This window comes from Couchioplanes caeruleus, from assembly GCF_003751945.1.
Lineage (GTDB): Bacteria > Actinomycetota > Actinomycetes > Mycobacteriales > Micromonosporaceae > Actinoplanes > Actinoplanes caeruleus.
Genome location: NZ_RJKL01000001.1, coordinates 995,375 through 1,022,277 on the forward strand (window position 1 = coordinate 995,375; position 26,903 = coordinate 1,022,277).

The 26,903-nt window shown below is 69.1% G+C and carries 23 protein-coding genes and 1 pseudogene; 13 read left to right on the forward strand and 11 right to left on the reverse strand.

Annotated elements, in window-relative coordinates:
- Positions 1–30: 30 nt before the first annotated feature.
- Positions 31–1,122, reverse strand: coding sequence for an IS630 family transposase (locus tag EDD30_RS04720; RefSeq protein ID WP_123678074.1), 1,092 nt, complete (start codon positions 1,120–1,122; stop codon positions 31–33).
- An 87-nt stretch (positions 1,123–1,209) separates the two neighbouring features.
- Between EDD30_RS04720 and EDD30_RS04725 the strand changes: the two genes are divergently transcribed.
- A complete protein-coding gene (locus EDD30_RS04725; protein WP_084557078.1) occupies positions 1,210–1,917 on the forward strand; it encodes a transposase in 708 nt (235 codons plus the stop codon).
- Between the two features lie 77 nt (positions 1,918–1,994).
- Here EDD30_RS04725 and EDD30_RS04730 read toward each other — a convergent pair whose 3' ends face one another.
- The 3 genes from EDD30_RS04730 to EDD30_RS04740 form a co-directional block, all read right to left on the reverse strand.
- Positions 1,995–2,750, reverse strand: a complete 756-nt coding sequence (locus EDD30_RS04730; protein WP_143162911.1) for a hypothetical protein — start codon at positions 2,748–2,750, stop codon at positions 1,995–1,997.
- 465 nt (positions 2,751–3,215) lie between these two features.
- On the reverse strand, positions 3,216–4,094 hold the full coding sequence (locus EDD30_RS04735) for an IS5 family transposase (protein WP_244945116.1): 879 nt from the start codon (positions 4,092–4,094) through the stop codon (positions 3,216–3,218).
- A 167-nt stretch (positions 4,095–4,261) separates the two neighbouring features.
- The gene (locus tag EDD30_RS04740; RefSeq protein ID WP_143162552.1) at positions 4,262–4,537 is read right to left on the reverse strand and encodes a hypothetical protein; all 276 of its coding nucleotides are present in this window, start codon (positions 4,535–4,537) and stop codon (positions 4,262–4,264) included.
- Between the two features lie 299 nt (positions 4,538–4,836).
- Here EDD30_RS04740 and EDD30_RS04745 point away from each other — a divergent pair, with 299 nt between their 5' ends.
- Together EDD30_RS04745 and EDD30_RS04750 are read left to right on the forward strand one after the other, a co-directional pair.
- A complete protein-coding gene (locus EDD30_RS04745; protein ID WP_280526127.1) occupies positions 4,837–5,301 on the forward strand; it encodes a winged helix-turn-helix domain-containing protein in 465 nt (154 codons plus the stop codon).
- Positions 5,265–5,885: a transposase gene (locus EDD30_RS04750; RefSeq protein WP_244945117.1), complete on the forward strand. Its 621-nt coding sequence runs from the start codon at positions 5,265–5,267 to the stop codon at positions 5,883–5,885. The genes EDD30_RS04745 and EDD30_RS04750 overlap by 37 nt, the downstream gene beginning before the upstream one ends.
- A 49-nt stretch (positions 5,886–5,934) precedes the next feature.
- On the opposite strand, the gene EDD30_RS04755 is transcribed toward EDD30_RS04750, so the two are convergent.
- Together EDD30_RS04755 and EDD30_RS04760 are read right to left on the reverse strand one after the other, a co-directional pair.
- Positions 5,935–6,780 carry a hypothetical protein gene (locus EDD30_RS04755; RefSeq protein ID WP_071807245.1) on the reverse strand — a complete coding sequence of 282 codons (846 nt, stop codon included), beginning with the start codon at positions 6,778–6,780 and terminating at the stop codon, positions 5,935–5,937.
- Entirely contained in the window at positions 6,777–7,865 is a 1,089-nt protein-coding gene (locus EDD30_RS04760) for a flavin-containing monooxygenase (protein WP_071807260.1), read from the reverse strand. Before EDD30_RS04760 ends, EDD30_RS04755 begins: the two co-directional genes overlap by 4 nt.
- Positions 7,866–7,939: 74 nt before the next feature.
- Between EDD30_RS04760 and EDD30_RS04765 the strand changes: the two genes are divergently transcribed.
- Positions 7,940–8,248: an ArsR/SmtB family transcription factor gene (locus EDD30_RS04765; protein ID WP_071807246.1), complete on the forward strand. Its 309-nt coding sequence runs from the start codon at positions 7,940–7,942 to the stop codon at positions 8,246–8,248.
- Positions 8,249–8,707: 459 nt separating this feature from the next.
- On the opposite strand, the gene EDD30_RS38740 is transcribed toward EDD30_RS04765, so the two are convergent.
- From EDD30_RS38740 to EDD30_RS39775, 3 genes are all read right to left on the reverse strand, one after another.
- Positions 8,708–9,202 (reverse strand): Ig domain-containing protein, encoded by a 495-nt coding sequence (locus tag EDD30_RS38740; RefSeq protein WP_071807247.1) that lies wholly within the window; start codon positions 9,200–9,202, stop codon positions 8,708–8,710.
- A gap of 705 nt (positions 9,203–9,907) precedes the next feature.
- Positions 9,908–13,609, reverse strand: coding sequence for a WD40 repeat domain-containing protein (locus EDD30_RS04775; RefSeq protein WP_143162815.1), 3,702 nt, complete (start codon positions 13,607–13,609; stop codon positions 9,908–9,910).
- A 301-nt stretch (positions 13,610–13,910) separates the two neighbouring features.
- On the reverse strand, positions 13,911–14,183 hold the full coding sequence (locus EDD30_RS39775; RefSeq protein ID WP_071807249.1) for a hypothetical protein: 273 nt from the start codon (positions 14,181–14,183) through the stop codon (positions 13,911–13,913).
- A gap of 225 nt (positions 14,184–14,408) precedes the next feature.
- On the opposite strand from EDD30_RS39775, the gene EDD30_RS04785 reads away from it, so the two are divergent.
- From EDD30_RS04785 to EDD30_RS38745, 3 genes are all read left to right on the forward strand, one after another.
- The gene (locus tag EDD30_RS04785; protein WP_084556641.1) at positions 14,409–16,097 is read left to right on the forward strand and encodes an alkaline phosphatase D family protein; all 1,689 of its coding nucleotides are present in this window, start codon (positions 14,409–14,411) and stop codon (positions 16,095–16,097) included.
- Positions 16,098–16,451: 354 nt separating this feature from the next.
- Positions 16,452–16,670, forward strand: a complete 219-nt coding sequence (locus EDD30_RS04795) for a hypothetical protein (protein ID WP_071807252.1) — start codon at positions 16,452–16,454, stop codon at positions 16,668–16,670.
- A 309-nt stretch (positions 16,671–16,979) separates the two neighbouring features.
- Positions 16,980–17,123 (forward strand): hypothetical protein, encoded by a 144-nt coding sequence (locus tag EDD30_RS38745; protein WP_170047444.1) that lies wholly within the window; start codon positions 16,980–16,982, stop codon positions 17,121–17,123.
- 141 nt (positions 17,124–17,264) lie between these two features.
- On the opposite strand, the gene EDD30_RS04800 is transcribed toward EDD30_RS38745, so the two are convergent.
- Complete coding sequence (locus EDD30_RS04800; RefSeq protein WP_071807253.1) at positions 17,265–18,596, reverse strand: esterase-like activity of phytase family protein; 1,332 nt, start codon at positions 18,594–18,596, stop codon at positions 17,265–17,267.
- Between the two features lie 185 nt (positions 18,597–18,781).
- On the opposite strand from EDD30_RS04800, the gene rpmF reads away from it, so the two are divergent.
- From rpmF to EDD30_RS04825, 5 genes and pseudogenes are all read left to right on the forward strand, one after another.
- Positions 18,782–18,961: a 50S ribosomal protein L32 gene (rpmF, locus tag EDD30_RS04805; protein WP_071807261.1), complete on the forward strand. Its 180-nt coding sequence runs from the start codon at positions 18,782–18,784 to the stop codon at positions 18,959–18,961.
- A 28-nt stretch (positions 18,962–18,989) separates the two neighbouring features.
- Entirely contained in the window at positions 18,990–20,117 is a 1,128-nt protein-coding gene (locus tag EDD30_RS04810; RefSeq protein WP_071807254.1) for a GTP-binding protein, read from the forward strand.
- Positions 20,114–21,376: a CobW family GTP-binding protein gene (locus tag EDD30_RS04815; RefSeq protein WP_071807255.1), complete on the forward strand. Its 1,263-nt coding sequence runs from the start codon at positions 20,114–20,116 to the stop codon at positions 21,374–21,376. The genes EDD30_RS04810 and EDD30_RS04815 overlap by 4 nt, the downstream gene beginning before the upstream one ends.
- Before the next feature lie 393 nt (positions 21,377–21,769).
- Positions 21,770–21,928 (forward strand): annotated as a pseudogene (locus EDD30_RS38750) (response regulator); the annotation flags it as partial.
- A gap of 550 nt (positions 21,929–22,478) precedes the next feature.
- A complete protein-coding gene (locus EDD30_RS04825; protein ID WP_143162816.1) occupies positions 22,479–23,273 on the forward strand; it encodes an LPXTG cell wall anchor domain-containing protein in 795 nt (264 codons plus the stop codon).
- A gap of 473 nt (positions 23,274–23,746) precedes the next feature.
- Here EDD30_RS04825 and EDD30_RS04835 read toward each other — a convergent pair whose 3' ends face one another.
- Positions 23,747–25,759: an APC family permease gene (locus tag EDD30_RS04835; protein WP_071807258.1), complete on the reverse strand. Its 2,013-nt coding sequence runs from the start codon at positions 25,757–25,759 to the stop codon at positions 23,747–23,749.
- 194 nt (positions 25,760–25,953) lie between these two features.
- Here EDD30_RS04835 and EDD30_RS04840 point away from each other — a divergent pair, with 194 nt between their 5' ends.
- Positions 25,954–26,841: a DUF389 domain-containing protein gene (locus tag EDD30_RS04840; protein WP_244945118.1), complete on the forward strand. Its 888-nt coding sequence runs from the start codon at positions 25,954–25,956 to the stop codon at positions 26,839–26,841.
- Positions 26,842–26,903 lie beyond the last annotated feature (62 nt).

Sequence of the window (26,903 nt, forward strand, 5' to 3'; positions counted from 1 at the left end):
TCAACCTGAGCGACACAGCGCCGCCCTACGCTAGTGTGCTGCGCCGGAAATTCGCCTACAAAATCGGGCGAGTGATTCGAGGATCTCTTCGGCGGTCTTGGTCCAGATGAACGGTCGCGGATTGCTGTTCCAGTCGGCGATCCAGGACCGGATGTCGGCTTCCAGGGCCTGGACGCTGTTGTGGGTGCCGCGGCGGATCTTCTGGTCGGCGAGGAAGCCGAACCAGCGTTCGACCTGGTTGATCCAGGACGAGCCGGTCGGGGTGAAGTGCATGTGGAAGCGGGGATGTTTCGTCAGCCAGGCCCGGATGGCGGGGGTTTTGTGGGTGCCGTAGTTGTCGCAGATCAGGTGCACGTCCAGGTCGGCCGGGACGGTCTTGTCGATGGTGATCAGGAACTGTTTGAACTCGGTCGCGCGGTGCTGGCGGTGCAGTTCGCTGATGACGGTGCCGTCGGCGGTGTCGAACGCGGCGAACAGGCTGGTGATGCCGTTGCGGTGGTAGTCGTGGGTGCGGCGTTCGGGCATGCCGGGCATCATCGGCAGGACCGGCTGGGAGCGGTTGAGGGCCTGGATCTGGGACTTCTCGTCCACGCACAGCACCACGGCTCGTTCGGGCGGATGATGGTAGAGGCCGACGACGTCGACGACTTTCTCGATGAACTGCGGGTCGGTGGACAGTTTGAACGTCTCAGCCCGGTGCGGCTTGAGGCCGAAGTCGCGCCAGATCCGGCCGATCGTCGACTTCGACAGCCCGGACTTCTCCGCCATCGACGCGCGTGACCAGTGAGTGGCGTTACGCGGTGTCTGTTCCAGGGTGGCGACGACGACTTCTTCGACCTTGTCCAGGGCGATCGACGGCGGCCGGCCCGGACGTTGTTCATCGATCAAACCGTCGAGACGTTCGGCCAGGAACCGCCGCCGCCACTTACCCGCAGTGGACAGGTGTACGCCCAGAGCCGTTGCTACATCAGTGTTCGCGGCACCTTCGGCGCACGCCAGGATGATCCTCGATCGCACAGCGAGGGCCTGCGAAGACTTCGCCCGACGCGACCACCGGGTCAACGTCGCGCGTTCCTCATCGGTCAACACCAGCGGTGCAGTCGGGCGCCCGGTACGTGCCATCAACCCACCCTACACCGACTTATCAGGCGAATTTCCGGCGCAGCACACTAGCGGCGCAGCTGCGCTGCTACGTACCCGAGACGGTCGATGAGACGTGGGGCCGGCTGCGGCATCTCGGTGCTCGACGTGCGCAAGGAGATCATCCGCCGCGGCCGGACGAGGCCCTGCATGCGCATCGTCCGGCTGTTGTTCGCCGCACTCAGCGACCCGGCCGGCGTGACCGCGCACCGCCTCGGTGCCCTGGAACGAGTCGCACTGATCCTGCACGACTGGCTCGAGACCCACCGCCGGCTGGCCGATACCGAGACCCGGATGACGGCGGTCTTGGACCAGCTGCAGCTGACCGAGCTGGTCACCTCGATCCCCGGCCTGTCGACGACCGGCGCCGCGGCGAGCCTGGCCGAGACCGCCAACCCGAACCGGTTCGCGACCGCTCGGGCATTGGTCAAACACGCCGGTCTGGCGCCGCGGGAGAAGCTGTCGGGCACGTTCGTCGGCCGCACGAAACTGACCGGGCAAGGCCAGTTCTGCAAAGCCCAGGTATGTAGGCGGTGCGTGCGGCTGCTGGCGGCCGGGCTCGACGAGCACTGGTCGCTGGAGGGGCTGACGACGCTCGTGTATGGCGTACCCAAGGTCATGGCCGGCCTGTCGCCGGACACCAAGCCAACGCCGGAGCTGAAGATGACGCAGCGCTCGTTCTTCGTGCTGGTGTACCGGCTACTGATCGGCAAGGAGACCGGACCGCGGCTGCCCACGCTCCTGCTGGCGGTGCGGGCGGACCGCATCCGTCCCTGATCGGCGGCTGACCGCCGCGAGACACCATCGGGTGGTGCGGCACCCACCGCACCACCCGATTCCGCCTGCGGCGGTGCCTACTTCCCGGCCAGCTTGCCGAGGTCGACGACCTCGTCCGCGGCCGGCTTCTCGATGTCGTCGAACGTCTCGCCGAAGTCGCTGAACACCAGGGCGGATCCGCCCTTGCCGGTCAACCGGAGGGGGTAGGGCTCTCCGGTCGTCGCGATGTAGAGCGTCGAGTCGGGGTCGGCAGCGTCCTTGAGCGCGATGGCCGGGACTCCGTCGATCTCCTTCTCCGCACCCTTGCTCAACTTGCCCGTGGGCTTGAGGACGGCGTCGACGTCGCCGATGGCGAACAGGTCTTCGAGGGATTTGTCGTCGTCGACGCCGGCGACCCATCGGTCACCGATCAACTGGGCCATGCTCTTTCCCTGCTGGGCTCCGGCCGACATGACCCAGAACTTCTCGTTGGGCCGCAGGTACTTCTTGCCCCCGATGACGAGGAGCTCGACCTCGGCGCCGCCGAAGGACAGCGAGCCGGTGAAGCTCTTCCCGTCGACCTTGAGGTCGATCTCCGTCTTCTGACCGTCCTGGACCATCTTGCCCTTCGCCCGGTAAGACCCCGCCTCGTCGAGGGCCTCCCGCGCCTGCTTGAGGATCTTGTCCGCGCTCAGCTCCGCGACTCCGGAGGCGGCGGGCGCCGACGACGCGGCAGGTGCCGACGAAGCGGCGGGCACGGCGGCCGGCTGCGCGGTGTTTGCCTTGCCGTTCTGACAACCGGCGAGCGTCGTAGCCGCGACGGCCAGCGCGACCAACGCAACTCTGCTGGGCATGCTTCGCAAAGTGTCCTCGTTCCGTGAGGCGGGAATGCCGGGTTTGTACTCTGCCGCGACCGGGGCCTCCGACGCTTACCTCGTTCGGTCCGTCATGGTCATCGAATGTCGGACCGCGAGGTATGCCTTTGACGATCCGGAGACGCCTACCGGCCGTGACGAATTTCATAACACCGCGTAGATCACCCGGAGGGCAGGACGGGTAGTGCCGTGGCCTGCTGGTCGGCAGATGATCGGCGAGGGTGGCTGGGGTCGAAGGTGTGGCAGTCCCGGCGACGAGGTATACAAACAGGGTTGGGCCTTCGGAGTCGAGCTGATGGTTTAGTCACCTTTGCTCGTATCGAAGGCCCTTCCTCATGTCATCTCGCCACGCCGCACGCGAGCATGATCATCGATCTCCGGTGGAGGCGCCGGACGCCTCAACCCCTTATTTATCAGGGTCTAAGTGCCCGTCTGGAAACCGTTTCAGGGTCGGTGATGGCGTGCCAGGCGGCGGCTCATGATGATGATCATTGACCATTGCACGATCGCGGCGTGATGTTCGGGTAGGCGTTCGTAGTCACGTACGGTGCGTCGGCATCGGCTGATCCAGGACAGAGTCCGTTCCACCACCCAGCGCCGGGGTAGAACGTGGAAGCCGAACTGTCCGGCGAATTTCGCGACGATCGTGACGGTGACGCCGAGTGCGGCGGCGAAGTCGACCAGCGTGCCGCTGTAGCCACTGTCGGCCCAGGTCATCGTCACCTTTCGGCAGACGGTGTGTACGGCCCAGAGCAGGACTCGGCCGGCTTGGCGGTCCTGCACCGAGGCGGCGCTGACCGCGACGACGAGCAGCAGCCCGATGGTGTCCACGGCGATGTGGCGTTTACGGCCGTTGACCCTCTTGCCGGCGTCGTAGCCGCGGCTGGCCCGGGCGACGGTCTCGGCCGCGCGCACCGACTGTGAGTCGATGATGGCTGCGCTCGGCTCGGGTTCGCGGCCGGCTGCGGTGCGGACCTGGTCGCGCAGGGTGTTGTGCAGGCGGTTGACGGTGCCGTCGGTGCTCCAGCGGGCGTGGTAGTCGTAGACGGTCTGCCAGGGCGGGAAATCGGCGGGTAAGGCCCGCCAGACGCAGCCGTTGTGGGCGAGGTAGCGGATCGCGTCGACGATGTCGCGGCGTGAATGCACCGGCCGGCGCCCGCCGCGACGGCTCGGCTGTCCAGCCGGGATCAGCGGGGCGATGACCTGCCATTCCGCGTCGCTGGTGTCCGACGGATAAAGACGGGCACGGTTGCTTGGCAGGTGATCGGCGGACACGACAGAGGCGGTGGATGCGCCGGCGCCACCGACCAGGTAGAAAGTCATACAGGGCCTTGAGGGATCGAGCGTGTTTGGTGTGGTTACCTGCGCTTCTACCTCAAGGCCCTACCCATGTCATTCAGACGCGCCGCACCGCCTACCCATCGACAGACCCAAGTTTCCAGACGGGCACTAAGAGCTGTGAGCTGATGAGCCCTTTCGGCCGGGGTCTCTCAGCCGGTAACTACCACCCGGACCGGCTCGCCGCTGCGCCCGTCAAGCACCGCCCTGTCGCCTAGCGGCTGACCAAGGACGACCGTGACGGTGCGCGGATGCCCGAGGGCGAGGCACGTCTCTGTGTCGACGCTGAGATGGAGCCTTTCCAGGATGTTGCGGGGTTTTCCCTCCAAGACCACGACGACAGCATTTGCCGATTCAAAGGCCTCCGCGTGATAGTCACGTTCGCAGGGACCGTTCCCCGGCGCTTCCCCAGCGAACTTCACAGTCAAGCGCGTACCGCTTGCCGTTGTCGTAGCGGATTCGACCTGGGTCCCTGACAGAAACCTGTCCGAAGGCGGTGGCGGCGCAGCAACGGCCGCGCTCGGCGCGCCGGCAACCTCCTGAGCGGCACCGTCATACCGTGCCAAGGCTTCCTGGGCGTGCTGACGCAGTCCGACGCCCACTCCACGATCCACCCATAGCCAACCAGCTACAGAGGTTGAATAGCTGAGGTTCGTCGGCGTGGCGGCGTGATAGATCTCGATGGGTTCGGTAGGCCGAAGGGATGAGGTATCCGGCTGGTGGTGGCATGAACGCGGCAGCCCGGGTCCGGCGTGAGAAGGTTCGGATCCAGGCTGCGGCCATGTTCGCCGAATCCCAAACGACCGCGCAGATTGCGTCTGAGCTGCGAGTTTCCGAGAAATCAGTACGCCAGTGGCGTCGACGGTGGACGGCCGGCGGGACGGCGGCTCTGGCGTCGGCCGGCCCTGGCGGCTCGGACTGCAAACTCTCCGGCGACCAGCAGAAACAGTTGATCGAGATGCTCGATGACGGCCCGGTCGTGCACGGCTGGGACGACGCCCGCTGGACCCTCGCCAGGGTCGCGGAGCTGATCGAGCGTCGCTTCGAGATCACCTACACGCTGCGCGGAGTGTCGTATCTGCTGCACCGCATCGGCTACAGCCAGCAGGTTCCCACTCGTCGGGCGATCGAACGCGACCCTCAGGCGATCGCTACGTGGCATCGCCGGCGGTGGCCGTCGGTAAGAGGTTAGCGGCGGCTCAGGGCGCGGGGATCTGTTTCCAGGACGAGGCGGGCCAGGTGATGCGGCCGCCGGTGGCCAAGACCTGGGCCCGGCGCGGGCACACTCCCGTGGTCGAGGTCTCCGGCAAGGGCTCCGGGCGGGTCTCGATTGCCGGGCTGGTCTGCCTCAAGCCCGGACACCGCGGCCGGTTGATGTGGCGCACGAGGCTGCACCGAAACCGCAAAGGTGAGCGTGGCAGTTTCAGCGAGGACGACTACATCGCCTTCCTCGATCAGGCCCACCAACGCTTGCGGGCACCGATCGTGCTGATCTGGGACAACCTGAACACCCACGTCAGCGTCCGGATGCGGGAACTGATCACGGCCCGGAGGTGGCTGACCGTGATCCGGTTACCCGCCTACGCCCCGGACCTCAACCCGGCCGAGGGCGTCTGGCGGTGGATGAAACGCGGCCTGACCAACACCGCCGCCCGCGGCGTCGACCACCTCGCCGACCTCGTCAAACGTCGGCTACGCGCCTGCCAGCAACAAACCGATCTCCTCGCTGGCTTCTTCGCCGGCACCGGCATGACCCTCGACCCCGAGCCACCGTGACGACTCGAACCTCAGCCTTTCAACCTCTGTAGCCCGCCACCGCCGTCCGTCAGGTGACCGCCCGGCGCATCGGGGCAATCGCCGCGACCGCCGCCACGTACATCACCAAGCCGTACGCGAGGACGGTCAGGATCACCTGTGCGGCGTCGGGGGCGAATGCGGCGACGAACAGCGCCAGGAACAGGTTTCGCACCGTCGTGGTCATCGCCACTGCACCCCGACCGGCCGCGCCACCCAGCCCGGGACTCGCATAGGTGACCAGCCCGGCGGCCACCACCACGGCGATGACGGCGTACGCGGCGGGCGGCACATCGCCGAGCCGGTGCAGGTTGGCGACCAACGACCACAGCACAATCCCGGCGAGCAACACGTCCGCGGTACGTCGCGCCACGGCGTGCACCCGCGCCGCCAGGGCCGGGCGACGCTCGCGCAGCCACATCCCGACGGCGAGGGGGACTACCTGTCCGGCCAGGCTGCCCACCACGAGCAGGACCGCACCGCCGGTCGGCAACGCGGCGAGGCCGAGATGCAGGTGTGCCTCGGCGATGGTCAACCAGAAGGGCAGGATCACCAGACCCGCCAGGGCAAGCACGGCCTGCAGACTCACCGCCGAAGCCGCGTCGGCGCGAGCGTGGTGGGCCAGCAGCGCCCCGGACCCTCCACCGGGTGCCGCTGCCGCCAACAGCACGCCGATCGCCGCCGGGCCGGACACGTCGACGGCGCCGAGCAACAGCAGAGCCAACCCTGGCATGACCACGGCGTTCGCGCTCACCGCCACAACGACCGGTGCCGGCTGCCTCAGCACCCGCCGCAGCCCGGCCAGGTCCACGGTGGTGCCGACGGCGAGCATCGCCGCGACCAGCAGCCCGGCGAGGACCACAGCGGTGACGTTCACGCCGCTCCCACCGCTGCCATGCGTCGGACATCAGCGGTCAGGCGCTGCACGACGTGCGCGGCGTCGCGGCCCACACCCCGCAACGTGGCCGACGCGATGCCCCGCTGTCCCTCCAACCCGACAAAGCCCAGCCCCGGCACGGTGATCGACGCACCCCGATCATGGACCGGGTAACCGGTCCCGTCGAGAGCGCTACGCCCGTCCCGGCCGGCGCAGCCGGCGAGGTGCGCCACCTGCGGCCGGAAGCCGGTCGCCAGCAGCACGACGTCGACCGGCTCCACCATGCCATCCGCCCACGCCACCGCGTCCGGCGTGAGTCGGGCGAACATCGGCCGCCAGTCCGGGCGCCCCGCCTCGATCGCGGCCCGGTACCGGCCGTCATCGAGCACCCGCACGGTCCTGCCCCGCAGTAGCCGCCCCAACGGCAGCCGCTCCAGCCCGCTCCGGTGCAGCCACTCGTGCAGGTCACGCCCGAGCGGGCGCTGCGGCATGAACCGCACCGGTCCCCGGGAGGCGAGGGTCACTGCGGCGACCTCGGCCAGTTCGACGGCGATCTGCACCGCCGAGTTCCCCGCTCCCATGACCACGACCCTCTTTCCGGCGAACGGCTCCGGAGCGCGGTAGTCGGCCGAGTGCAGCACCGTACCGGCGAACCCGTCCAGGCCCGGCAGCGCCGGCCGGTACGGGGCACCGAACCCGCCACTGGCAGAGATCACCAGCCGGGAGGTGAACTCCCGGCCGTCCCCCGCCCGCGTCACGAACCCCTGCGCCGTCCGGGTCACGGCGACGGCCCGCGTGTTCACCTCGATCGGCACGTCCAGACCCTCGGCGTAGGCCGCGAGATAGGCCACCACCTCGTCGCGGGTCGGATACCGCTCCGGGTCGCCGGGGAACCGCAGGCCGGGCAGCTCGCTGAAGCGGGCCGGGGAGAACAGGGTCAGGCTGTCGTAGTAGCGCGACCACGATCCCGTCGGCGACGGACCCGCCTCCAGCAGCAACGGATCAAGGCCGTGGCGGCGGAGCACGTGGGCGGTGGCGAGGCCGGCTTGGCCGGCACCGATGACGACGGCGTCGAGGAGGGTCATGCCCGGCATCGTATCGTCATTTCATGGATTAGCGATATGACGATGTGAGTTAGGATTGGCGGCGGAGGTAGCCGATGTCCGACACCCTGGGCCTGAGCGAACGCACCCGCGAGTTCCTGCGTGCCCTCGCCAGCGAGAACCGCCAACAGGTCCTCCTGCTGTTCGCCGACGGGCAGCCTCGCAGCGTCGGGCAGATCGCCGCTGACCTCGGCATCGGTCAGTCCACCGCGTCCGAACAACTCGCCGCGCTGCGTCGCGGCGGCATCGTCCACGCCCGACGCGAGGGCAAGACCGTCTACTACTGCGCCGACCGCGACGGCGTCATCGCCGCCCTCGACGAACTCCAGACCATCCTGCGCGCCTGCTGCCCCCCACCGATCTGATCGGCGGTCTCGGGCCGCCAGGGGAACGATGAACCGGACAGCAAACGAGCCCGACGGCTCGGTCGCCGTCGGGCTCGTGGAAGCTGAGAAGCGGTACTCAGGCCAGCGTGAAGGTGGTCGCTCGGCCCGAGTTCGTCCGGACCGGCCGATGGGGCGCTCCCCCGGCTCCAGCGCGGTCGGTGCAGGCCCCACGTCATGCAGATTTTTTCGTGTAGCCGAGTCGTTGGAGAAGCCACGGCCACGACCCGTCCGCGGAGGTGGCGTCGTCCATCCACAGCTCAAGGTGATGCAGGTGCCCTCGTCGGCTCATCTGCTCATCTTCGCCCGGACGGCCGACGGTCATGCGTAGGCGATGGCTGTGTAGCGTCCGAGCACTGCCTCGCAGCGCGAAAGGCCGGTGCACGCGCGAACGGCACCGGCCTTTCGTTTGGACCTGCGCGTTCGGTGGCTTGCAGTGTCCTACACGGTAATCTTGATGGCTTCCATCCGCAGGCTCTGTCCGGTCGTGCCGGCGACCGCCCAGTTGCACCGGCGACTCTGCCAGCCGATGTTCTGCACGTGTGCCTCGTAGCAGACCGACCCGTTCTGAACCTTGATCTGGATGGCTTCCATCCGCAGGCTCGCTCCGGTTGTGCCGGCGGTCTGCCCGTCGCACTGTTGACCTTGCCAGCCGATGTTCTGCACGTGCGCTCGGTAGCAGACCCAGCCTACTTCCAAGCTTACGACGATGGCGATGGCTTCCATCCGCAGGCTCTGTCCGGTCGTGCCGGCGGTCTGCCCGTCGCACTTGATGCTCTGCCAGCCGATGTTCTGCACGTGCGCCTGGTAGCAGACCGACCGAGCGGCGCCGCTGACGGCACGCCGTTGGTTGGCGGCCGCCGCTACCCGGGCACGGGCCTGCGTCAGACTCGGTTCGTCGATCGATGCGGCCGCGGTTCGCGCCGAGTCCCGCACGTCGCTTTGACTAGGCGCCGAGGCGGCTGGGGCGGCCGTCCACATCAGGCTCGACAACACGGCGGCTGCAGCTGCGACGGTTAGGCGTTTACTAGACAACATGTTCCCTCCAGAGGAGCTTCGAATCAATTCCTGGACCGGTGCCTGCGAAGCGTTCGACGGCGTGGAAGGATGGATACATTGAATGCTGAACTGACCTCCCAGTGGTTGATGACGAAATTGGAGCACTTTCCCGTACCGGCAAAGACGATGTAGTAGGTGACGGCCGTCATCTTTTGATGAGTGCCGGCGTTCAGCGCTCAGATCGTCTTTCGACATCCGGTCGCAGTCCTAACGGTTTCGTGCTTCCGTGTGGAGGATTCCCGCGCATGTGGTTGGTCCCCCCGTTGTGCGGATCGACCACATGGGGAATCCGGCTCGTCGAGATGCGCGGCGAGGTGGGCAAATGCTCTCGTACCTGCGGCCGATCGCCGGAGAGGGAGAAATGACTCCTCCATGGATGGCCGCGACTACTTGTATAGGTGGCGGCCGGTTGTCCAGCAACATGCCCGACGGCTGGACAAACAACGATGAGGGTCGGTGTCCTGATCGGAGGCTACGGTGGCCGGCGTTGTCCGAGGCTGTGGCGCTCTGCGCGGGTGCCGTCGGATGAGGGGAGTCGTTGTCCACGGGGGGCGATGGGCGGGGCAGGCCGTGAACCGAGGATCAGCGGGTACGGTTCCCGGTGGCGTTGTCGATCGCCTCCGCCTGTGTGAGGACCTGGCGGATAGGGCCGCAGGCGTCGCAGCGCCAGACGCGTACGGTGCCGTCGTCGTGCGCGGTTACCAACTGGGTACCGTCGCGGCTGAAGGCGACGGTTTCCACGGATGCACCGAATCCACTGTAGGTCACCGGTGGACCGCCACCGTCGGTGCGCCATACGCGTACGGTTCCGTCCTTGCCGGTGCTGAGTAGCCATTTCCGGTCGGGGCTGAATGCCAGGCGCCACACGAAGCCGGAATGCCCGCGCAGGACGAGCGGCGTACCTTTCTGCGAGAGCGGCCAGATTCGTACGGTGCCGTCGACGCCGACACTTGCGAGGCTGCGTCCGTCTGGGCTGAAGGCGACGGCGTACACCAATCCCTCGTGCCCGCGCAGGATCAGCGGCTCGGAAAATCCGCCAACCTCCCAGATATGGATTAACCCGTTCTTGCTGGCTGTCGCTACGTGCTTCCCGTCCGGGCTGAACGCGGCGTATCCCAACGATCCCGACTTGGCGTGACGCACTAACGGGTTGCCCGTTCCCGTGATGTTCCATATTCGTAGGGTGCCGTCGCTGCCGGTGCTGGCCACGCGCGTGCCGTCAGGGCTGAAGGCGGCCTGCCAGACCGGGCCCTCATGGCCGCGCAGGACCACAGGTCCGGCGGTACCCGCCGCGTCCCAGATACGGACGGTGCCGTCCCGGCTGGCGCTGGCCACGCGCCGGCCGTCGGCGCTGACGCTCAGTTCGAGGATTTCGTCGCGATGGCCGCGCAGAGCGCGCGGTTTCCTGGGCTCGGCCAGGGTCCACAGCCGCACGACGCCGTCCGCGCCTCCACTGAATACCCGCTTCGCGTCCGGGCTGAACGCGGCCGTCCAGGCTGCGCCGTCGTGACCGCGCAGCAGCAGCGCGGGATCACCCGGGCCGCGGGGATCCCAAATCCGGATCATGCCGTCTTCACCGGCGCTGGCCAGGCGGGAACCGTCCGGGCTGAAGGCCACCGCCCACACCATGCGGTTGTGCCCGCGCAGCACGAGCGGTTCGCCGTCGCCGGTGGCCGACCAGATTCGCACCGTGGTGTCGTCACTGGTCGTGGCCAGCCACCGTCCGTCCGCACTCAGGGCGAGTCCTTCCACCGTGCCCTGATGACCGCGCCAGGTGGCCTCGGCGTCACCGCCGCTGGTCGGCCACGCCCACACGGCGCCGTCGATGCTGGAGGCGTACAGACGTGTCCCGTCGAGGCTGAAGGCCAGCGTCTTCGTCGCGTCCTGTGGTCCGCGCAGGACGGTCAGGCTGGTGTGGGCGGCCAGGTCCCAGATTCGCACCGTACGGTCGTGGCTGGCAGTGGCCAGTCGCCGGCCGTCTGGGGTGAACGCGACGCCCGAGGTGATGCCACGGTGGCCGCGCAGCACGACTGGCGCGACACGGCCGCTGGTGTCCCAGATCCGGGTCGTGGTGTCTTCGCCGACGCTGGCTAGGCGGGATCCGTCCGGGCTGAAGGCCACCGCCCAGACGATGCCGGTGTGCCCGCGAAGTTGCCGTGGTGCGCCCGTGCCGTCCGTCGGCCAGATCCGGACGGTGCCGTCTGCGCCGCCCGTGGCCAGGCGCCGCCCATCTGGACTGAATGCGGCATACCACACATTGCCGGTGTGCCCGCGCAGGACGACCGGGGATCCCGACACCGTCTGGCCGTTCCAGGCCCACACCCGTACGGCGCCGTCAGCGCCGGTAGCGGCCAATCGCCGCCCGTCCGGGCTGAACACCACGTTGAGCGCCTGGGGACTGCCGAGCGGCACCACCGCGCGTACCCCGTAGTCCCCGACAGCCTGGCGCAGCACCATCTCCGCTTCCACGGTCGGCGCGATCATGAATGCCCGCCGGGCCAGCGTCACCGCACGCGCGGGATTGAGCTGTAACTCGTTGTAGGCCTCGGCGACCAACTGCCTCGACGACGCGAGATCGCGCTCCGCGCTGGCTTGGCGGCCCTGCACCAGGGCCATCGCCGCCAGCACCCCCACGATCACGACGGCCGCTCCCAGCCCGCTGAGCGCGAGCCGGGTACGTCGCCGCCGGGCGGTGCGCTCGTGCACATCGCGGCTACGGCTGGCGGCGAGGAAAGCGGTCTCCAAATCGTTGAGCCGATCCAACGGTCGGCCCTGCCAGCGGACAAGACGTGCACCCCGGTAGAGATAGCCGTCTTCCCGATCGTGCTGGTCCCACTCGGCGGCGGCCTCGGTCAGCCGGCGGTGGGCGCGCAGGAAGTCACGATCTTCAGCGAGCCAGGCACGCAACCGAGGCCAGCCGAGGATGAGTGCCTCGTGGGCGACCGTCACGCAGTCTTCATCCGCGGTGACCAGACGCGCCGCCGTCAGGCTGCTCAGCACCGCCGCCACGGCGTCGGGATCCCGTCCGCCGAGCAGCTCCGCCGGAGTAGCGCGCCGCCGGGTGTCCTCGGTGCCCTCACCGAATGCGGTCAGCCGCAGGAACACCCCACGGGCAAGGTCCCGCTGCACCGGGCCGAATCTCGCGTACACCCGCTCGGCTGTTTGCGCGATGGCGCCCTGCACGCCGCCTGCGGCCCCGTAGTCTGCAAGGGTCAGCGTCGGGCCTCGCCGCCGCCGCCACGTCTCCAGCAGCGCGTGGGACAGCAGCGGTAACGCACCCGGCTGGCCTCGGGTGTCCGCGACGGCCACCTCCACCAACGCCGATTCGACCCGCAAGCCCATCCGCCGTGCCGGCCCGACGATCACTTGCCGCAGATCGTCCTCGGACATGGGGCCGACCAATACCTGCCGATCCTGCAGCGCCGCGACCAGTTCCGGGTACGCCGCACACCGCGCGTAGAAATCCGCACGTACCCCCAACACGACACGCGCGGCGGGTTCATCGACCGCCGCGACGAGCATGTCGATGAAGGCCGCTCGTTCGCGTTCGGCGCGACACAGGGTGAAGACCTCCTCGAACTGGTCGACGACGATCACCACTCGCGCCGTAGCGGCCCGGTCGGCCAGAACCTGCCGAAGCATGAGGCGAAGGCCGGTGGGATCGGCGGTCAACGCCTCGCGCACCGAAGCAGCCGCCAGATGTCTCAGGTTCGCCAGGTGAACAGCCAACTCATCCACCGGGTGCTCCCCCGGCGTCATCAGCACCCAAGGCCATTCCTGACTGCCGGCAATAGCATCCCTGGCAATCGCAGGCAGCAGACCGGCGCGCAACAGCGACGACTTACCGGCACCCGACGGTGCAAACAGCGCGAGCAACGGCCACGCAGCCAGCCGCTGACACATCTCCTCGACCAGGTCCTGCCGCCCGAAGAACCGCTGTTCGTCAGATGCTTCGAACGTCGCGAGTCCCAGGTACGGTGCTTGCTCCCCGTCGCCCTCCACTGTCGGCCCGGCAGGGGTCAACTCCGCGACCATCTGGTGCCATCGCAGCTCCCAGTCGGCCTCGCCCCCACCGCACGCCGCTACATATCCCAAGACCACGGCAAGGCTCGGTACGACCTCACCACCGGCCGCCTCCGACAGCGCCGTCACCGAGAAACGCGCACGTTTAGACAATTCCCGGTAGCTGGGCCGGCCAACGGCGTTTCGCAACTGCCGCAGGTCAAACGCGAACCGCTGCAGCGGGCCCGCATCCGGGTCCAGCTTGCGTTCAGGACGACCCACAATCCCTCCACCTGCCATCCGACGCGCTGGTGAACCGGCGATCCGGACCGCCTGGCGCTCGCAATCGAGCTATCGTTCAACCGCGCCGCAGGCGAGCCTTGCGCCATCCCGCGCCGCGCGGTCCGCTCCGAAGCCCCTGGCTTTCCGCGACCAACGCCACCCGCCTGGACGACAAGCGGTCGGGATCCGCTCGGCGCCACCAACCGCCGTACGGCGCCATCCCGCAGCACTGCCGCCGCCGTCCGCTGCCACACTGCCCTCCCAAACGGCAGTCAGTGAAGGCTATCAATTGGCTTCCCGGTCAACACATCACCGGCCGCAACGTAAGGATCATGTGATGGTTGCGGCGGCGGTCACGCGATTCACCCTCGCCGGCATCCTGGTCGGGACCGAGCCATGACGGGCGCGCAACGCTGGTGGCCAGCTCGTCATCGTTGCGGTGAGTTCCGTGGTTCACCAGGTTCTGCGCATCACGGGACTGCTGGACACCTTCGGCACAGGCCTCGACTGCCAGGTCACGCGCCCGGCGGGAGGCGCCGCTGGCCGGCAGCATCACGTCACCGATGGAGAGCATCTGGCGACGAGGCTCGGCCGCCAGCGCCTCTGTTCCAGATCGCAGCGGAAGTCAGGCACCTTCCCATTGCGACCCTGCACCCGACCTGCCTAGCCAGTTCAGTGGTGACAGTCCTTCCGTTGGCGGACACACGTCGACGCCGTCATGGTGTTGTCATGGCGTGTTGATGCGGGGTTCGCATGAGTACGGTGTCGATGGCCACGCCGCGCCTTCGAGCATCGATGCATGTCTTTTTATTCGATTGCTCCGCTGCCGCCGCTGGAACCATCGGAGCGGCCAGCCCGCGTCGGGCGCCGCCGGTTCGTGGCCGTTGCCGGGGGCTCAGTCGCCGGGCTGATCTGCGGCCCGGCCCTCATCGACCCTGCCGGCGCCGCCCGGCCGGTGCCTCGTCCCGGCCCGACCGCGCGGGTGCCGGCGAATGTGTTCACCTTGGGTGTCGCCTCGGGCGATCCCAGCCCGGACGGCGTAGTGCTGTGGACCCGACTGGCCCCCGATCCGGTGCACGGCGGGGGCATGCCGAACCAGAGCGTGCCGGTGACCTGGGAGATCGCCGACGACGAGCGGTTCCAGTACACCCGGCGCAGCGGCACCGTCACGGCCGAGCCCGGCTGGGGGCACAGTGTGCACGCTGAGGTGTCCGGGCTCGAGCCGGACCGGGTCTACTTCTACCGGTTCCTCGTTGCCGGCCAGGTGTCACCGGTCGGACGCACCCGCACGGCACCCGCCGTGGACGCCCAGCTCAGCCGGCTGCGGTTCGCGTTCGCGAGCTGCCAGGACTACCAGGCCGGCCGGTACACCGCCTACCAGCACCTCGCAGCTGAGGACCTCGCCTTCGTGGCGTTCCTCGGCGACTACATCTACGAGAACCCGCGCAACTCGGCCGCCTACCGCCAGCACGACGGCACCGCAGAGCCCTACACCCTGACCGACTACCGCAACCGGCACGCCTGCTACAAGAGCGACCCCGACCTGCGGGCCGCGCACGCCGCCGTACCGTGGATCGTCACCTTCGACGACCACGAGATCGACAACAACTGGGCCGACGAGCTTCCCCAGGACCCCGCCCAGCAGAGTCCGGAGGTGTTCCGGGCGCGCCGCGCAGCGGCGTTCCAGGCCTACTACGAACACATGCCGCTGCGGCGCTCCTCGCTGCCCCGCGGCCTCGACATGCGGGCCTACCGGCAACTGACCTTCGGCCGCCTCGCCGCCCTGCATGTCCTCGACACCCGGCAGTACCGCAGCGATCAGCCCGGCACCCTGGCCCAAGCCGACGATCCCGCTCGCACCATGACCGGCGCCGAGCAGGAACAGTGGCTGACCGCCGGGATGAGCTACTCCGACACCCGGTGGAACCTGCTCGCCAGTCAGGTCATGTGGGCCAGCAACGACCGCACCGCCGGCCCCGCACAGAGCTTCGACTTCGATAACTGGGACGGCTACCGCGTGCAACGCCGCCGGCTGCTCGACTTCTTCGGCTCCGGCGCCACCAGCAACCCGGTCGTGCTGACGGGCGACCGGCACGCCACCTGGGCCTGCGACCTGCGCCCGGACTTCGACCGGCCCGACACCCCCGCCGTCGCCGCCGAGATCACCGGAACGTCAATCTCCTCCGGCGGCGACCCGGACACCGCCGCGTTCCACCGTACGTACGATCCGATCAAGGCCGAGAGTCCGCACTGGAAGTACATCGACAACCGGCGCGGCTACCTGCTGTGCGAACTCACCGCCGACAGGCTGCTGGCCTCGCTGCGTACGGTCAGCACCGTCTGGGCACCCACCGCGGGCGTCACGACCGCCGCGCAGTTCCAGGTCACCGCCGGGAGGCTCGGCCTCGACGTGCTCGCCCACGACACTCCGCCCGCCGCCGACCCCGCCGCCCTGCGTCGCTACGCCGTCGACGACGACCAGCCCTGATGCCGGAGACCGGCCTCTTACACCTCTTGCAGAAACAACCCAGAAATTCCGGGTTATCAATGTCTGCATAGGCTGCCGGGAGCGTAACCGCAGGAGTACGGAAGGTTACGCGAAGCCGAACCTGGCATGCGCTGACAGAGATGGGGTGGCGACCATGGCGAAGAAGAGCAAGAAGAAGGACAAGAAGGGCAAGGCCAAGAAGAAGTAGTCACGCACGGCCCGTCTCATCGTCACGGCATACCACCTGAGATGCGAGGCGGGCCGGCCGACAAGGCCGTTCCCTGTGAGTCCTGCGGCGGCGCTCGCGTCGAACGACGTTCTGCCCGCCGCCCCGTTGAGCGAGGCGACGAACGCATGCACAGCGAAGTTCTCCACACGCTGGATACTCACCTGCAGAGGCTGACGACCCTTCGAGGAGATCTGGTCGCCAAGCGCTCCATCGCGCCGGGCGAGCGGCTGCGGATCGCCGCCGACGCCATGACCTGCGCCGAGCAGTGCGCACGGATCCTCTCCCGCCTACTGGCGAGCGACGACCCATACGGCGGCGCACCGGGTGAGCCCGCCACTCGGTGAGGAGGCCCTTCCAAGAGCGTCCCGCCTGGACGGCGATGCCGCCCGGAGGCCGACCGGGTCTGCAGGAGGAGGACGGTCGGCCGCAGAAGCGTCACCCTCGGCGCGATGCGCGAACCGATGGCGCCTTCATTCGAAGGGGATGAGGACGGACCACCATCCGCCCGGTAAGCATGGCGCTGTTCAGGCACGCATGGCGACAGTCCCAGCCGTTTCGAGGCGTCTTTCCGATGCAACCGGAGGTTGCATGCGCTACATGGCGAATTCGCGTCCCGCGCAGGGTGTCCCGGCCGGGCCGGGGTATCCGACGGCATGGCCGACAACGCCACGATCTTGATTTTCGCGCCGGTTCCGCAGCTCACGGTCACCATCGAGCAGCAGGGCGAGGCGCCGGAGTTGCACGTGCACCCCCTCGTCGGCGGTAGTCGATACGCGCTGCCATGGGTGTGGGGATAGTCGGCGAGGGCGCGGAGCGCGGGGAGCGCGTCCGGTGTCAGTCGGCCAGCAGGGCCCAGGCTGCAGGAGGTGTTGCCGCGCCAGGCGGTGAGGGTATGAACCCGGCCTGGCCGGGGCCGTTCGGCCCCGGCCAGGCTCTGGTCAGTCGAAGGCGGGGAAGCCCAGGCGCAGGGTCACCAGCGTGGTCGGGATGTTGCTGTCGATCAGGCGGCCGTTCGCGTCGAAGGCGCCGGTGCCGTCGGTCATGCCGAAGTCGTTGTCGTTGATGACGGCGATGGTCCACGGGTTGAGCACCGCGACGCCCTCGATCTTCTTCGGTACGCCGGCGACCGTGTTCAGGTCGAGTACGAGCGCCTTCGGCGCCACGGTCACGCCGGCCGCCTTGAGGTCAGCCGGCTTCGCTAGCTGCTCCAGCGACGGGGTGGTGGCCGGATCGTCGTACCGGCCACCGAGCAGGTTCGTGGCCCGGCGCAGGTCGGCGATCTGCAGGCGGGCGGCCTGGTCGGTGCGCTCCTCGACGAGCACCGAGGAGGCGCCGAGGCCGACGATCGAGGAAATCTTCAGCTCGCTCGGGTCGTCCTCGGCCGGGTCGACGATGTTCACGGCGTCGAAGCGGTACGCGTACTCGCCGACTACCACACCCTTGCGCGGCGAGAAGCGCAGCAGCCGGGTGTTCAGCGAGGCCTCGCCGGCGGCCTTGTCCGGCACCGAGAGCGGACTCTGCAGCGCGAGCACCAGGTCACCGCCGGCCAGCTTGCCCAGGCCCTCGAAGCCACGGTTGATCTTCCGGGAGCCGTAGATCGCCGGGAACGCCTCGATCACCGGGTAGTCGGTTCCGGTCAGCTGCAGGCCGGCCGGCACATACCGGGCGATGATCCGGCCGGTCGCGGCCACGTGCACCAGCGACGGGCTGTACTCGTCGGTCAGCCAGAACGTGCCGTCCGCGGCGCGCACGATGCCCTCGGTGTCCAGACCGTTGGGGTTGGTGGTCAGCGCCACGGTGGCGTTGAAGTTGTACGGCGCCTCGTCGTGCGACAGCTGGTTGGACAGCCCGGTGACCGGGGCGCCGTGGGCCGTCTTGATCGGAATCGTCTGCAGCACCCGCAGGACACCGTGGTCCGCGCGTACCTTGACGATCATCGGGTCGAAGTCGGGCACCGGGAACGTACGCCGCTTGTCCTTGCCGACCTTGATCTGGCCGTTGGGGCCGCGGTCGGTGACCGTCCAATACTCGCCGGCCCGCTCGGCCGGGAAGATGTCACTGCCGATGCCGCCCAGGTTGACGCCCCGGTCGTCGGCGACACCAAAGGAGCTCAGCGGAATCGCCGGCAGGGTGGCCGCGTCCACCACCCTCGCGGACAGGCCGGGCCAGCTCGGTGCCGTGGCGGCGGCGGGGTTCGCGGCTACCGCGGTCAGCATCAGAGCCGGGGCGAGGACGGCGACCGAGCGCGCCAGGGAGAGTCGAAGTGCCATGGCCGGGACGCTGCCCGGGACGGATGAACGCCATCTGACCGGCGAGTGAATCCCACCGTCACCTTTGCTCGTCGTCGCGCAAACCCTCACCACCCGCGAGGACGTCGGCACCTAGCTACTTTACGATGAAAACCGTTTCCAACAAGATGAAGGTCCTCACCGGTTCTCGACACGCGAGGAAGTTCATGGCTGTCCCGAAGCGGCGCACCTCTCGCGCCAATACCCGCCACCGCCGTGCGCAGTGGAAAAGGACCACCCCGACGCTGGCGAACTGCCCGTGCCCGCGCCGGGAGATGGTGGTGTCGCATCGGGCCTGCATCCACTGCGGTCTCTGCCGCGGCCGTCAGGTCGCCGCCCCGCGATGAGCGTGCTGAGGACGATCGGAATGCGTTCATGACCATCTCTGTCCTGGGCGGCTTCTGGCCCCACGCCACCTCCGAAGCAGCGAGCGCGCTGCTCGCGAAATACCCGGGCCTGCGCCTCGTGCGCTACGAGAGTCCCCGCCCGGGCGTGCTGGCCCGTACCGGCGCCGTCGAGATCCCGTACGGTGACGACCCGGCAGGCGCCTTGATCCGCGATCTCGCCGCTGTCGTCGACGGAGGCAAGCCGTCCGAGTTGATCGTGGTCCTGCCCGAGGCGTATGAGCCGGACGAGATCCGCACCGCCTGGCACGCGCACACCGGCGGCGCGCCGCTCAGCCTCACCACCGTCGTACCGGCCGACCTCGTCATGGACGGCGTCGCCGACGACACCGTCCTGCGCGCCGTCGACCTGCACCGCACGGCCGCCGATGAGCGCAGCGTCGGCGAGGTCGTGTGCCGCCAGATCGAGCAGGCCGACACCGTCCTGTTCGCCGGCCCACCCGACGGTGACGACGCGTGGGAGGCCGAACAACTGCGAATCCTCCTGCACAGGATGGCGCCCTGGTCACAGCACCGCAGCCTGGCTGACCTCGGCCTGCCCGCCGAGGGGCATTCCGAGCCCCTCGCCCCGCTCACCCGAGGACTGCGCGGCCGCACAGTCGGCGTGCACGCGCCACTACCCGAGCACGGCGTGGTCGCGGTCGTCTTCCACGCCCGCAGACCCTTGCACCCCGGGCGGCTGCACGAGGCCCTCGACGAGATCACCGACCGGGTCGTGCGCTCGCGCGGACACTTCTGGCTCGCCAGCCGCCCGGACCTGGTCATGACCTGGGAGTCCGCCGCAGGACTGAGCCTCGGCCCGACCAGCGGCTGGCTCGCCGACCTGCCCGACGAGTGCTGGAACGACGTCGACGACGAACGCCGCCTCGCCACCGAGATCGACTGGGACCCCTACTACGGCGACCGCAGCCAGCACCTGGCCTTCATCGGCATCGACCTCGACCCGGTACGGCTGCACCGCACGCTCGCCGGCTGCCTGCTCACCGACGACGAACTGTCCCGCGGACCGGACGTGTGGCGGCGGTGGGCGGACCCCTTCACCCGCTCCTACCCCGCACCCCCGGTTACCACTACCGCACGACCAAGGGATGGACTATGAACACCCGCGCCGCCACGACGGCCGCACCGCACGATCTCGACAACCGGGCCCGGGTGACCGTGGTGTCCGGGTTCTCCCCGACCGCCACGCTCGCCGCGGGCGAGGTACTACTGCGTGACGACGACCGTCCGCTGCTGCTGCACTACGACATCAGCCGGATCCGCACGGGAACGGTACGCCGCATCGTACGCACCGCCGAGCGCACCATCGAGGACACCGTGGTCTCCCTCGTGCAGGCCTGCGTCTCCTGCACCCTGCGCGACGACGTCATCCCGTCCCTCGCCCGGCTCAGCCGCCACCATCCCGGCCGTGACCTGCTGCTCGCCCTGCCGGAGGCGATCGATCCGGAGGAGATCGCGACCGCCTGCCGGCACCGCGCGGTCCACGGGAGCGCCCTGAGCGACCTGCTGCACGTGGACTCCTTCGTCACCGTCGTCGACGCCGCCGCATTTCTCGACGACCTGAGCTCCACCGACGATCTGCGTGACCGGGACCTGCACGCGGCGCCCGGGGACGGGCGGTCCGTGGCCCAGGTCGTCGCCCGCCAGGTCGAGTTCTGCGACACCGTCGTCATCTGGGGCCGGCCCGCCGACGTCTACCAGGCCGCCCGGCTGACGGCCCTCGTGCAACGCCTCACGCCCTGGGCGGCGTACGTCCACGTCGAGGACCCCGCGACCTCCGACGACCGTGAGCTCGCCGCCCGGCTGCTGCGCACCGGCCGCCACGACCCGCTGACACCCGGCATCCTCAGCCGCGCCCTCGAATGCCGTCCGATCGGCGTGCACGACCTGGAGGGCACCCGCGGGGCGACGTCGCTGCTGTTCGACAGCCGCCGACCGTTCCACCCGCATCGCCTGCACGACGCCCTGCCGAGGCTCACCGGCGACGCCCTGCGCGGCCGGGGTCAGCTCTGGATCGCCAGCCAGCCCGCCGCCGTGATCGGCTGGGAGACCGCCGGGCAGGCCATCAGCATGACCAGCCTCGGGCCCTGGCTCGCCGCCCTGCCACGCGAGCGCTGGCACGAGACCAGCGTCCTGCGCCGGCTCGCCGCCGACGCCACCTGGGACCCCTACTACGGCGACCGCCGCACCGCGCTGGCCTTCATCGGCCTCGACTCCGACACGGCCGCCCTCTCCGACGTCCTCACCGGGTGCCTGCTCACCGAGGCCGAACTCGCCGCCGGGGCCGACTCCTGGTCGGAGCTGACCGACCCGTTCGCGGACTCCGTCAGGTCGACACGGCGGGTATGGCGTCCCTGATAGCCGTCTCCGCGGCGGATGCTGCAGGCCGGGCGGCCCAGACGGGGCGGTCCCGGTCGGGACGTGAGCTGTCGCAGCCTGCTATGACTCGCACGACGCGGCGCTGTCCTTCCATTGGCGCCACGTCGCCGTCTCAGGGCGTGAGTCGCCGGGGCGACGCCGGGAGGTGTCGATCGATGGCTGGTGTGCGGAGCGACTGGGATGAATTGTTTGGTGTGATTCTGACCGGGTCTGTGCAGTGTCTGATAGGTCAGCCTCCGGGCTCAGTGATCGTCCCAATGATCGCCCGTGTTGGGTGTCGATGTCCTTCATGCAGGTAACCCGTGTGCCCTTGGTGCGGAATGGCCACATGGCCGCAACCGTCGCCGTGGACGTGCTGTACGTTCCGCCACCTCCGCCGCGCCAGTGATCATGCTGACCGCCCGAGCCGGCGAATGCGACCGGGTCGTCCGTCTCGAGCTGGGCGCCGACGACTACCTCGCCAAACCGTTCAGTCTCCGCGAACTCGTCGCCCGCATCCGCGCGGTGGTCCGTCGTGCGCAGGCCGCACCCGTCCCGGTGCTCGCTGCCCCGCGGGGAACGTCACGTCCCCGGCCGGGCCTGCAACACCTGGTGCCGGCGCAGGGGTGCAGCAGCTCGGGGCACGACATCCACGGACTACCGCACTTCCGTCAGCGTCACCGGACCGCGCGGCGCGATGCCGGGCACGTTCGCCTGGACGCCGGAGCGACCCTGGCCGGGCCCGTACACAATGCTGGTTGGCTGAGGTCAAGTAGTACAGGGCCGGCCGGGGTCCCGATTCAGGAGCCGTACTCGTCCGCCTGCATTCTGCCCTAATTGGGCAGTATGCCTGGTCCGCCTGCTATGCCAGCATTCGAGGCTTTCCGAGCGTTCCTCGCCGCACCTCTTGAGCGGCAGCGGCTCAACCCTGCCGGCACGGCGTTACACCGAAGTCAGCGTCTGGAGAATGTCTGTCCATTCGTCCGTGGATGGGACCGGTTCCTCGTCGCAGATGACCCGAACCACCGGTCGTCGCACCGGTCGTGATCTGGTCGGATCACCCCTCGGGGCGCCCGGACGGGCACATAGGAGGGATCGCACGATGGGGATGAAACTGCTGGGTAGGCTCACGGTCGCGGCCGGGGCGGCGGCCGTGGTGTGGCTGGGCGCCGCGTCGCCCGCACTGGCCGACACGACGGTCACCGTCAACCCCGGCAACGTGCCCACCACCGCCTCCGCGCACGGAACGCACGACTGCGACGACAACTTCGGCGGCGGACCGCGCCAGGGCAAGGACATATGGGTGTTCGTCCTTCCCGGCAACCAGAAGACGGTGGGCGACTTCGTCTCGGTCACGGCGACGTTCCGCGCGAGCGGAACGCTGACAATCCCGGCCGACGGCGGCGCTGTCGTCACGGACAAGGGCGCGAGCAAGGCCTGGATCACCACCCCAGCGGGATGGACGCTGACCGGCGCGACCGCGGTCATCACCGGTACGGCGGACAAGTTCAACCTCACCCACACCTGCCCGGCCGCCAGCGGCGGTCAGACGCCGAAGCCGACCTCGCCGGTCTCCAAGTCATCGGCCTCCCCCGGCCCGACCGGCGGCTCCAACGACGGCTCCAACAACGGCGCCGGCGGCGACTCCAACGGCGATTCCGGCGGCGACTCCCGCGGATCCGGCACGGGCGGCGACTCCCGCGGATCCGGCACGGGCGGCGACTCCGGCGGATCCGGCACGGGCGGCGACTCCGACAGCCTGCCCCTCACCGGTACGGCGGTAACCGGCATCGCACTGACCGGCGCGGCCCTCGTGGCGGGTGGCATCGTCCTCCTGGTCGCCCGCCGGCGCCGGGGTGCGCTGGTCTTCTCCGCCGAGGCGACCGACAACACCTGAACCGAATCCCCCGACGACGCCGGCCACCTCGGTGGCCGGCGTCGCGCTGTCATAGATCGACCCCGGCCGGTGTCTCCATGCGCAAACCGACGCGGTGGCTGCCGGATCCGGCAGACCCGTGGTGATCGGCAACGGCGCCGAGGGCGAGCCGGCCAGCGGCAACGATCGCACGCTGCTGACATACCGGCCGCACCTGGTCCTCGACGGCCTGCAGCTCGCCCGCGCCTCGGCGCACGGACCACCCACCTCCCCCTTCCGACGGACCTGGCCGGTGCGATCCGCGGCGTGCTCGCCACCCGCCACGATCCGATCGCGGTCATGGTCGCACCGGACGCCTTCGTTGCCGGCGAGGAATCCGCAGTAGTCGCCACCGTCTCCGGCCGCCGCGCAGTGCCGGCCGACAAGTCTGCTGACCGAGCTCGGCATGGGCTATCGCTTCCGGCCCTGACCACCCCTGGCGGCGGATCCCCAGGTCACGCGCCGACGTGGATGCCCGGCCGCCGATCGGGGTCGGCTTCGTGTGTACGGATGATCTCGCGGGTGACGGGTGCGGTGTCGCCGCGGCCGAGCAGGAAGTAGCGGATCATGTGCACCAGCGGGCTGCCCTCGGCCCAGGCGAAGTAGCAGTGCGGGCGTATGCCGGTGGTGTCGCGCAGGGCGAGCAGGATCGCCGCGATGGCGTTCGGTGCGGCGGGCGCCTCGGCGCGCAGGACCCTGTGGCCGTCGACCTCGACGCCGCGGACGGTGAGGGTGTCGCTGAACGCCGACGGGTCCACCACGTCGATCTCGAGAAAGAGCACGTCGGCGGTGCCGGGTACGGGGTTGTCGCCGCGTTGTTCGTGTTCCTTGTCGGCGTACTCGGCGGCGCACCCCGTCTGACGGCGGTTGGCGATGAGGTTGATGCGCCGGTCGAAGGCGAGGGTGTCGGTGATGAACCGGCGGGCATTGTCGTCGAACTCGATGCAGTCGGTGCGCAGCTCGGTGGTCCGCGCCACCCGGGAGATCAGTGAGACGACGATGATGCCGGCGACGAACATGGCGGAGATCGCGAGACCGTCGGGCTTGTCGATGACGTTCTCCACCAGCGCGTAGCCGAGCACGGCGGTGAGTACTCCGAATCCCGTCGCGGCGGGATACTGCCGACCGCGTACGGCGGAGACGGTGACGGCGAATGCTCCGGAGACCATCATGGCGAGGATGCCGGTGGCGTAGGCGCCGGCCTGGGCGTCGACGTCGGCGCCGAACGCGATCGTGAGGACGACGCTGATCGCGGTGTAGACCAGCACGACCGGTCGCACGGCGCGTCCCCATGCTGGGGCCATGCCGTAGGCGGGTAGGTAGCGGGGCACGATGTTGACCAGGCCCGCCATGGCCGACGCGCCGGCGAACCAGAGGATCAGCACGGTGCTGATGTCGTAGACGGTGCCGAAGACCTCGCCGAGCTGCTCGTGGGCCAGCCAGGCCAGGGCCCGGCCCTTGGCGGCGCCGCCCTCGGCGAACTCGGCGGCGGGGATGAGCACGGTGGTGACCAGGCTGCTCGCCAGCAGGTACCCACTCATGATCACGGCGGCGCCGGTGAGCAGCTTGCGGGCGTTGCGGATCCGCGACCGCAACCGCTGCTGCTCGTCGGCTCCCTGGGCGGCGACCAGCGGCATCATGGCGACCCCGGTCTCGAACCCGGACAGGCCCAGCACCAGCAGCGGGAACGCCACCAACGCCGGCACGACGAAGTCCCCAGCTCCCCCGCCTCCGGCGGTCAACGCATCCATCCACGCTGACCAGGCGCCCGGTGTGGTGACGATTTCCGCCAGTCCGACGGCGATGATGACGGCGTTGAGGCCGAGGAACGCCGCGACAAGCGGGATCGCGACACTGACGGCTTCGCTGAAGCCCAGCAGGAACACCCCGCCGAGCAGCAGCAGCAGGATGACGGTGAGCGCGACGGCGTGGCCGTGCAGGAACTGCGGGGCGTGCGGGTTCTCCAGCACGTGCAGGCTCGCGTCCGCCGCGGACAGGGTGATCGTGATGATCCAGGACGTGGCCACGAAGCCGAGCAGGACGAGCACGAAGATCTTGCCGCGCCAGAACGGTAGCAGCCGTTCCAGCATCGCCACCGAGCCGGCGCCGTGCGGGCTCTCCTTGGCGACCCGCCGGTACATCGGCAGCATCCCGCCCAGGGTCAGCAGCACGATAAGCAACGTGGCGAGCGGGGACACCGCGCCGGCCGCGGCGGCGGCGATCGCAGGGACGTAGGCGAGGCTGGAGAAGTAGTCCACCCCGGTCAGACACATCACCTTCCACCAGGCGTGCTGCTCGGCGTGGGCCTCACCGGCGGCCGGGCCGACCGGCTGCACTTGGTGCTTGAGCAGCCACCGCGGCAGCGCCCCGTCGTGGTGTTCTCGCCCGTCGGGGGTGTCGACGACCGCGGGAATCGCGTATGCGGGTTCCGCGGGCTCGCCGGAGGGGTCCCCATCGGTGGTGTCCATCAGCTCACTCCCCGTGCCAGCCTCGGCGTTGCTTTAGCACCGGGGGTCACGGTACGACGCACGGTCGACGGCGCTCGTCGAGATCTCGAATCCCTCGAGAATGAGGTGGCCGTACACTGCCCCGGTCACGAGGTCTTGAGAGGGCGCGGATGCTGCACGTTCGAGTCATTGCGCCGCCATCGGTGAGTACGCGGGTGCGGCAGCTGCTGGCCGACGACGACGCGGTCACCCACGTGATCGTCTTTCCGGGCGCGGCACGATCGCCGCAGGGTGACGTGCTGGAGTTCGATGTCGTGCGCGAAGGCGCCAGCCACATCCTCGACGGCCTGCGCGAGCTGGGCGTGGACCGCGACGGCGCGATCGTCATCGACCGGGTCGACACCGCCCTGTCCGCCGCGGCCGACCGCGCTGCCCGACGCACCCCGGGGTTGGGCGTGGACGCGGTGGTGTGGGACGAGATCGAGCACCAGACCGGTGAGGAGGCGGCTCTGTCGGCCTCGTTCCTCACCTTCATGGGCGTCGCCATGGTCATCGCGGCGGTCGGTGTGCTGCTGGACCAGCCGATTCTCATCGTCGGCTCGATGGTCGTCGGCCCCGAGTTCGGGCCGCTCGCCGCGCTGTGTGTCGGACTGGTGCAGCACAAGTATGCGTTGGTGCGTCGCTCGGCGGTGGCGCTGGCGGTCGGTTTCCCGGTGGGCATGGTCGTCACCGTCGTGGCGGTCTGGGCGCTGACCGCCGCGGGCCTGGTGGACAAGTCGATGTTGCTGGCGGAGCGGCCGCTGACTGACTTCATCTGGCGGCCCGACGCCCTGTCCTGGGTGATCGGCTTCCTCGGCGGGGTGGCCGGCATCCTGTCGCTCACATCCGCCAAGGCCGGAACGCTGGTCGGCGTGCTGATCTCGGTGACCACCGTGCCCGCCGCTGCCAACGCCGCGGTCGCCCTGGCGTACGGGGTCGGCCCGGAGGCGTACGGCTCGGCGGTACAGCTGGTCATCAACGTGGCCGCGATCATCCTTGCCGGTGTGCTGACCCTGCTGGTGCAGCAGGTGGCATGGAAGCGGCGGCCCCGAACCACCTGTTGAGGAGATGCGCGCCAGCAATACGTGTCGGTTGAGCTACGGTCGGTTGGTGCCCTACCGAACCC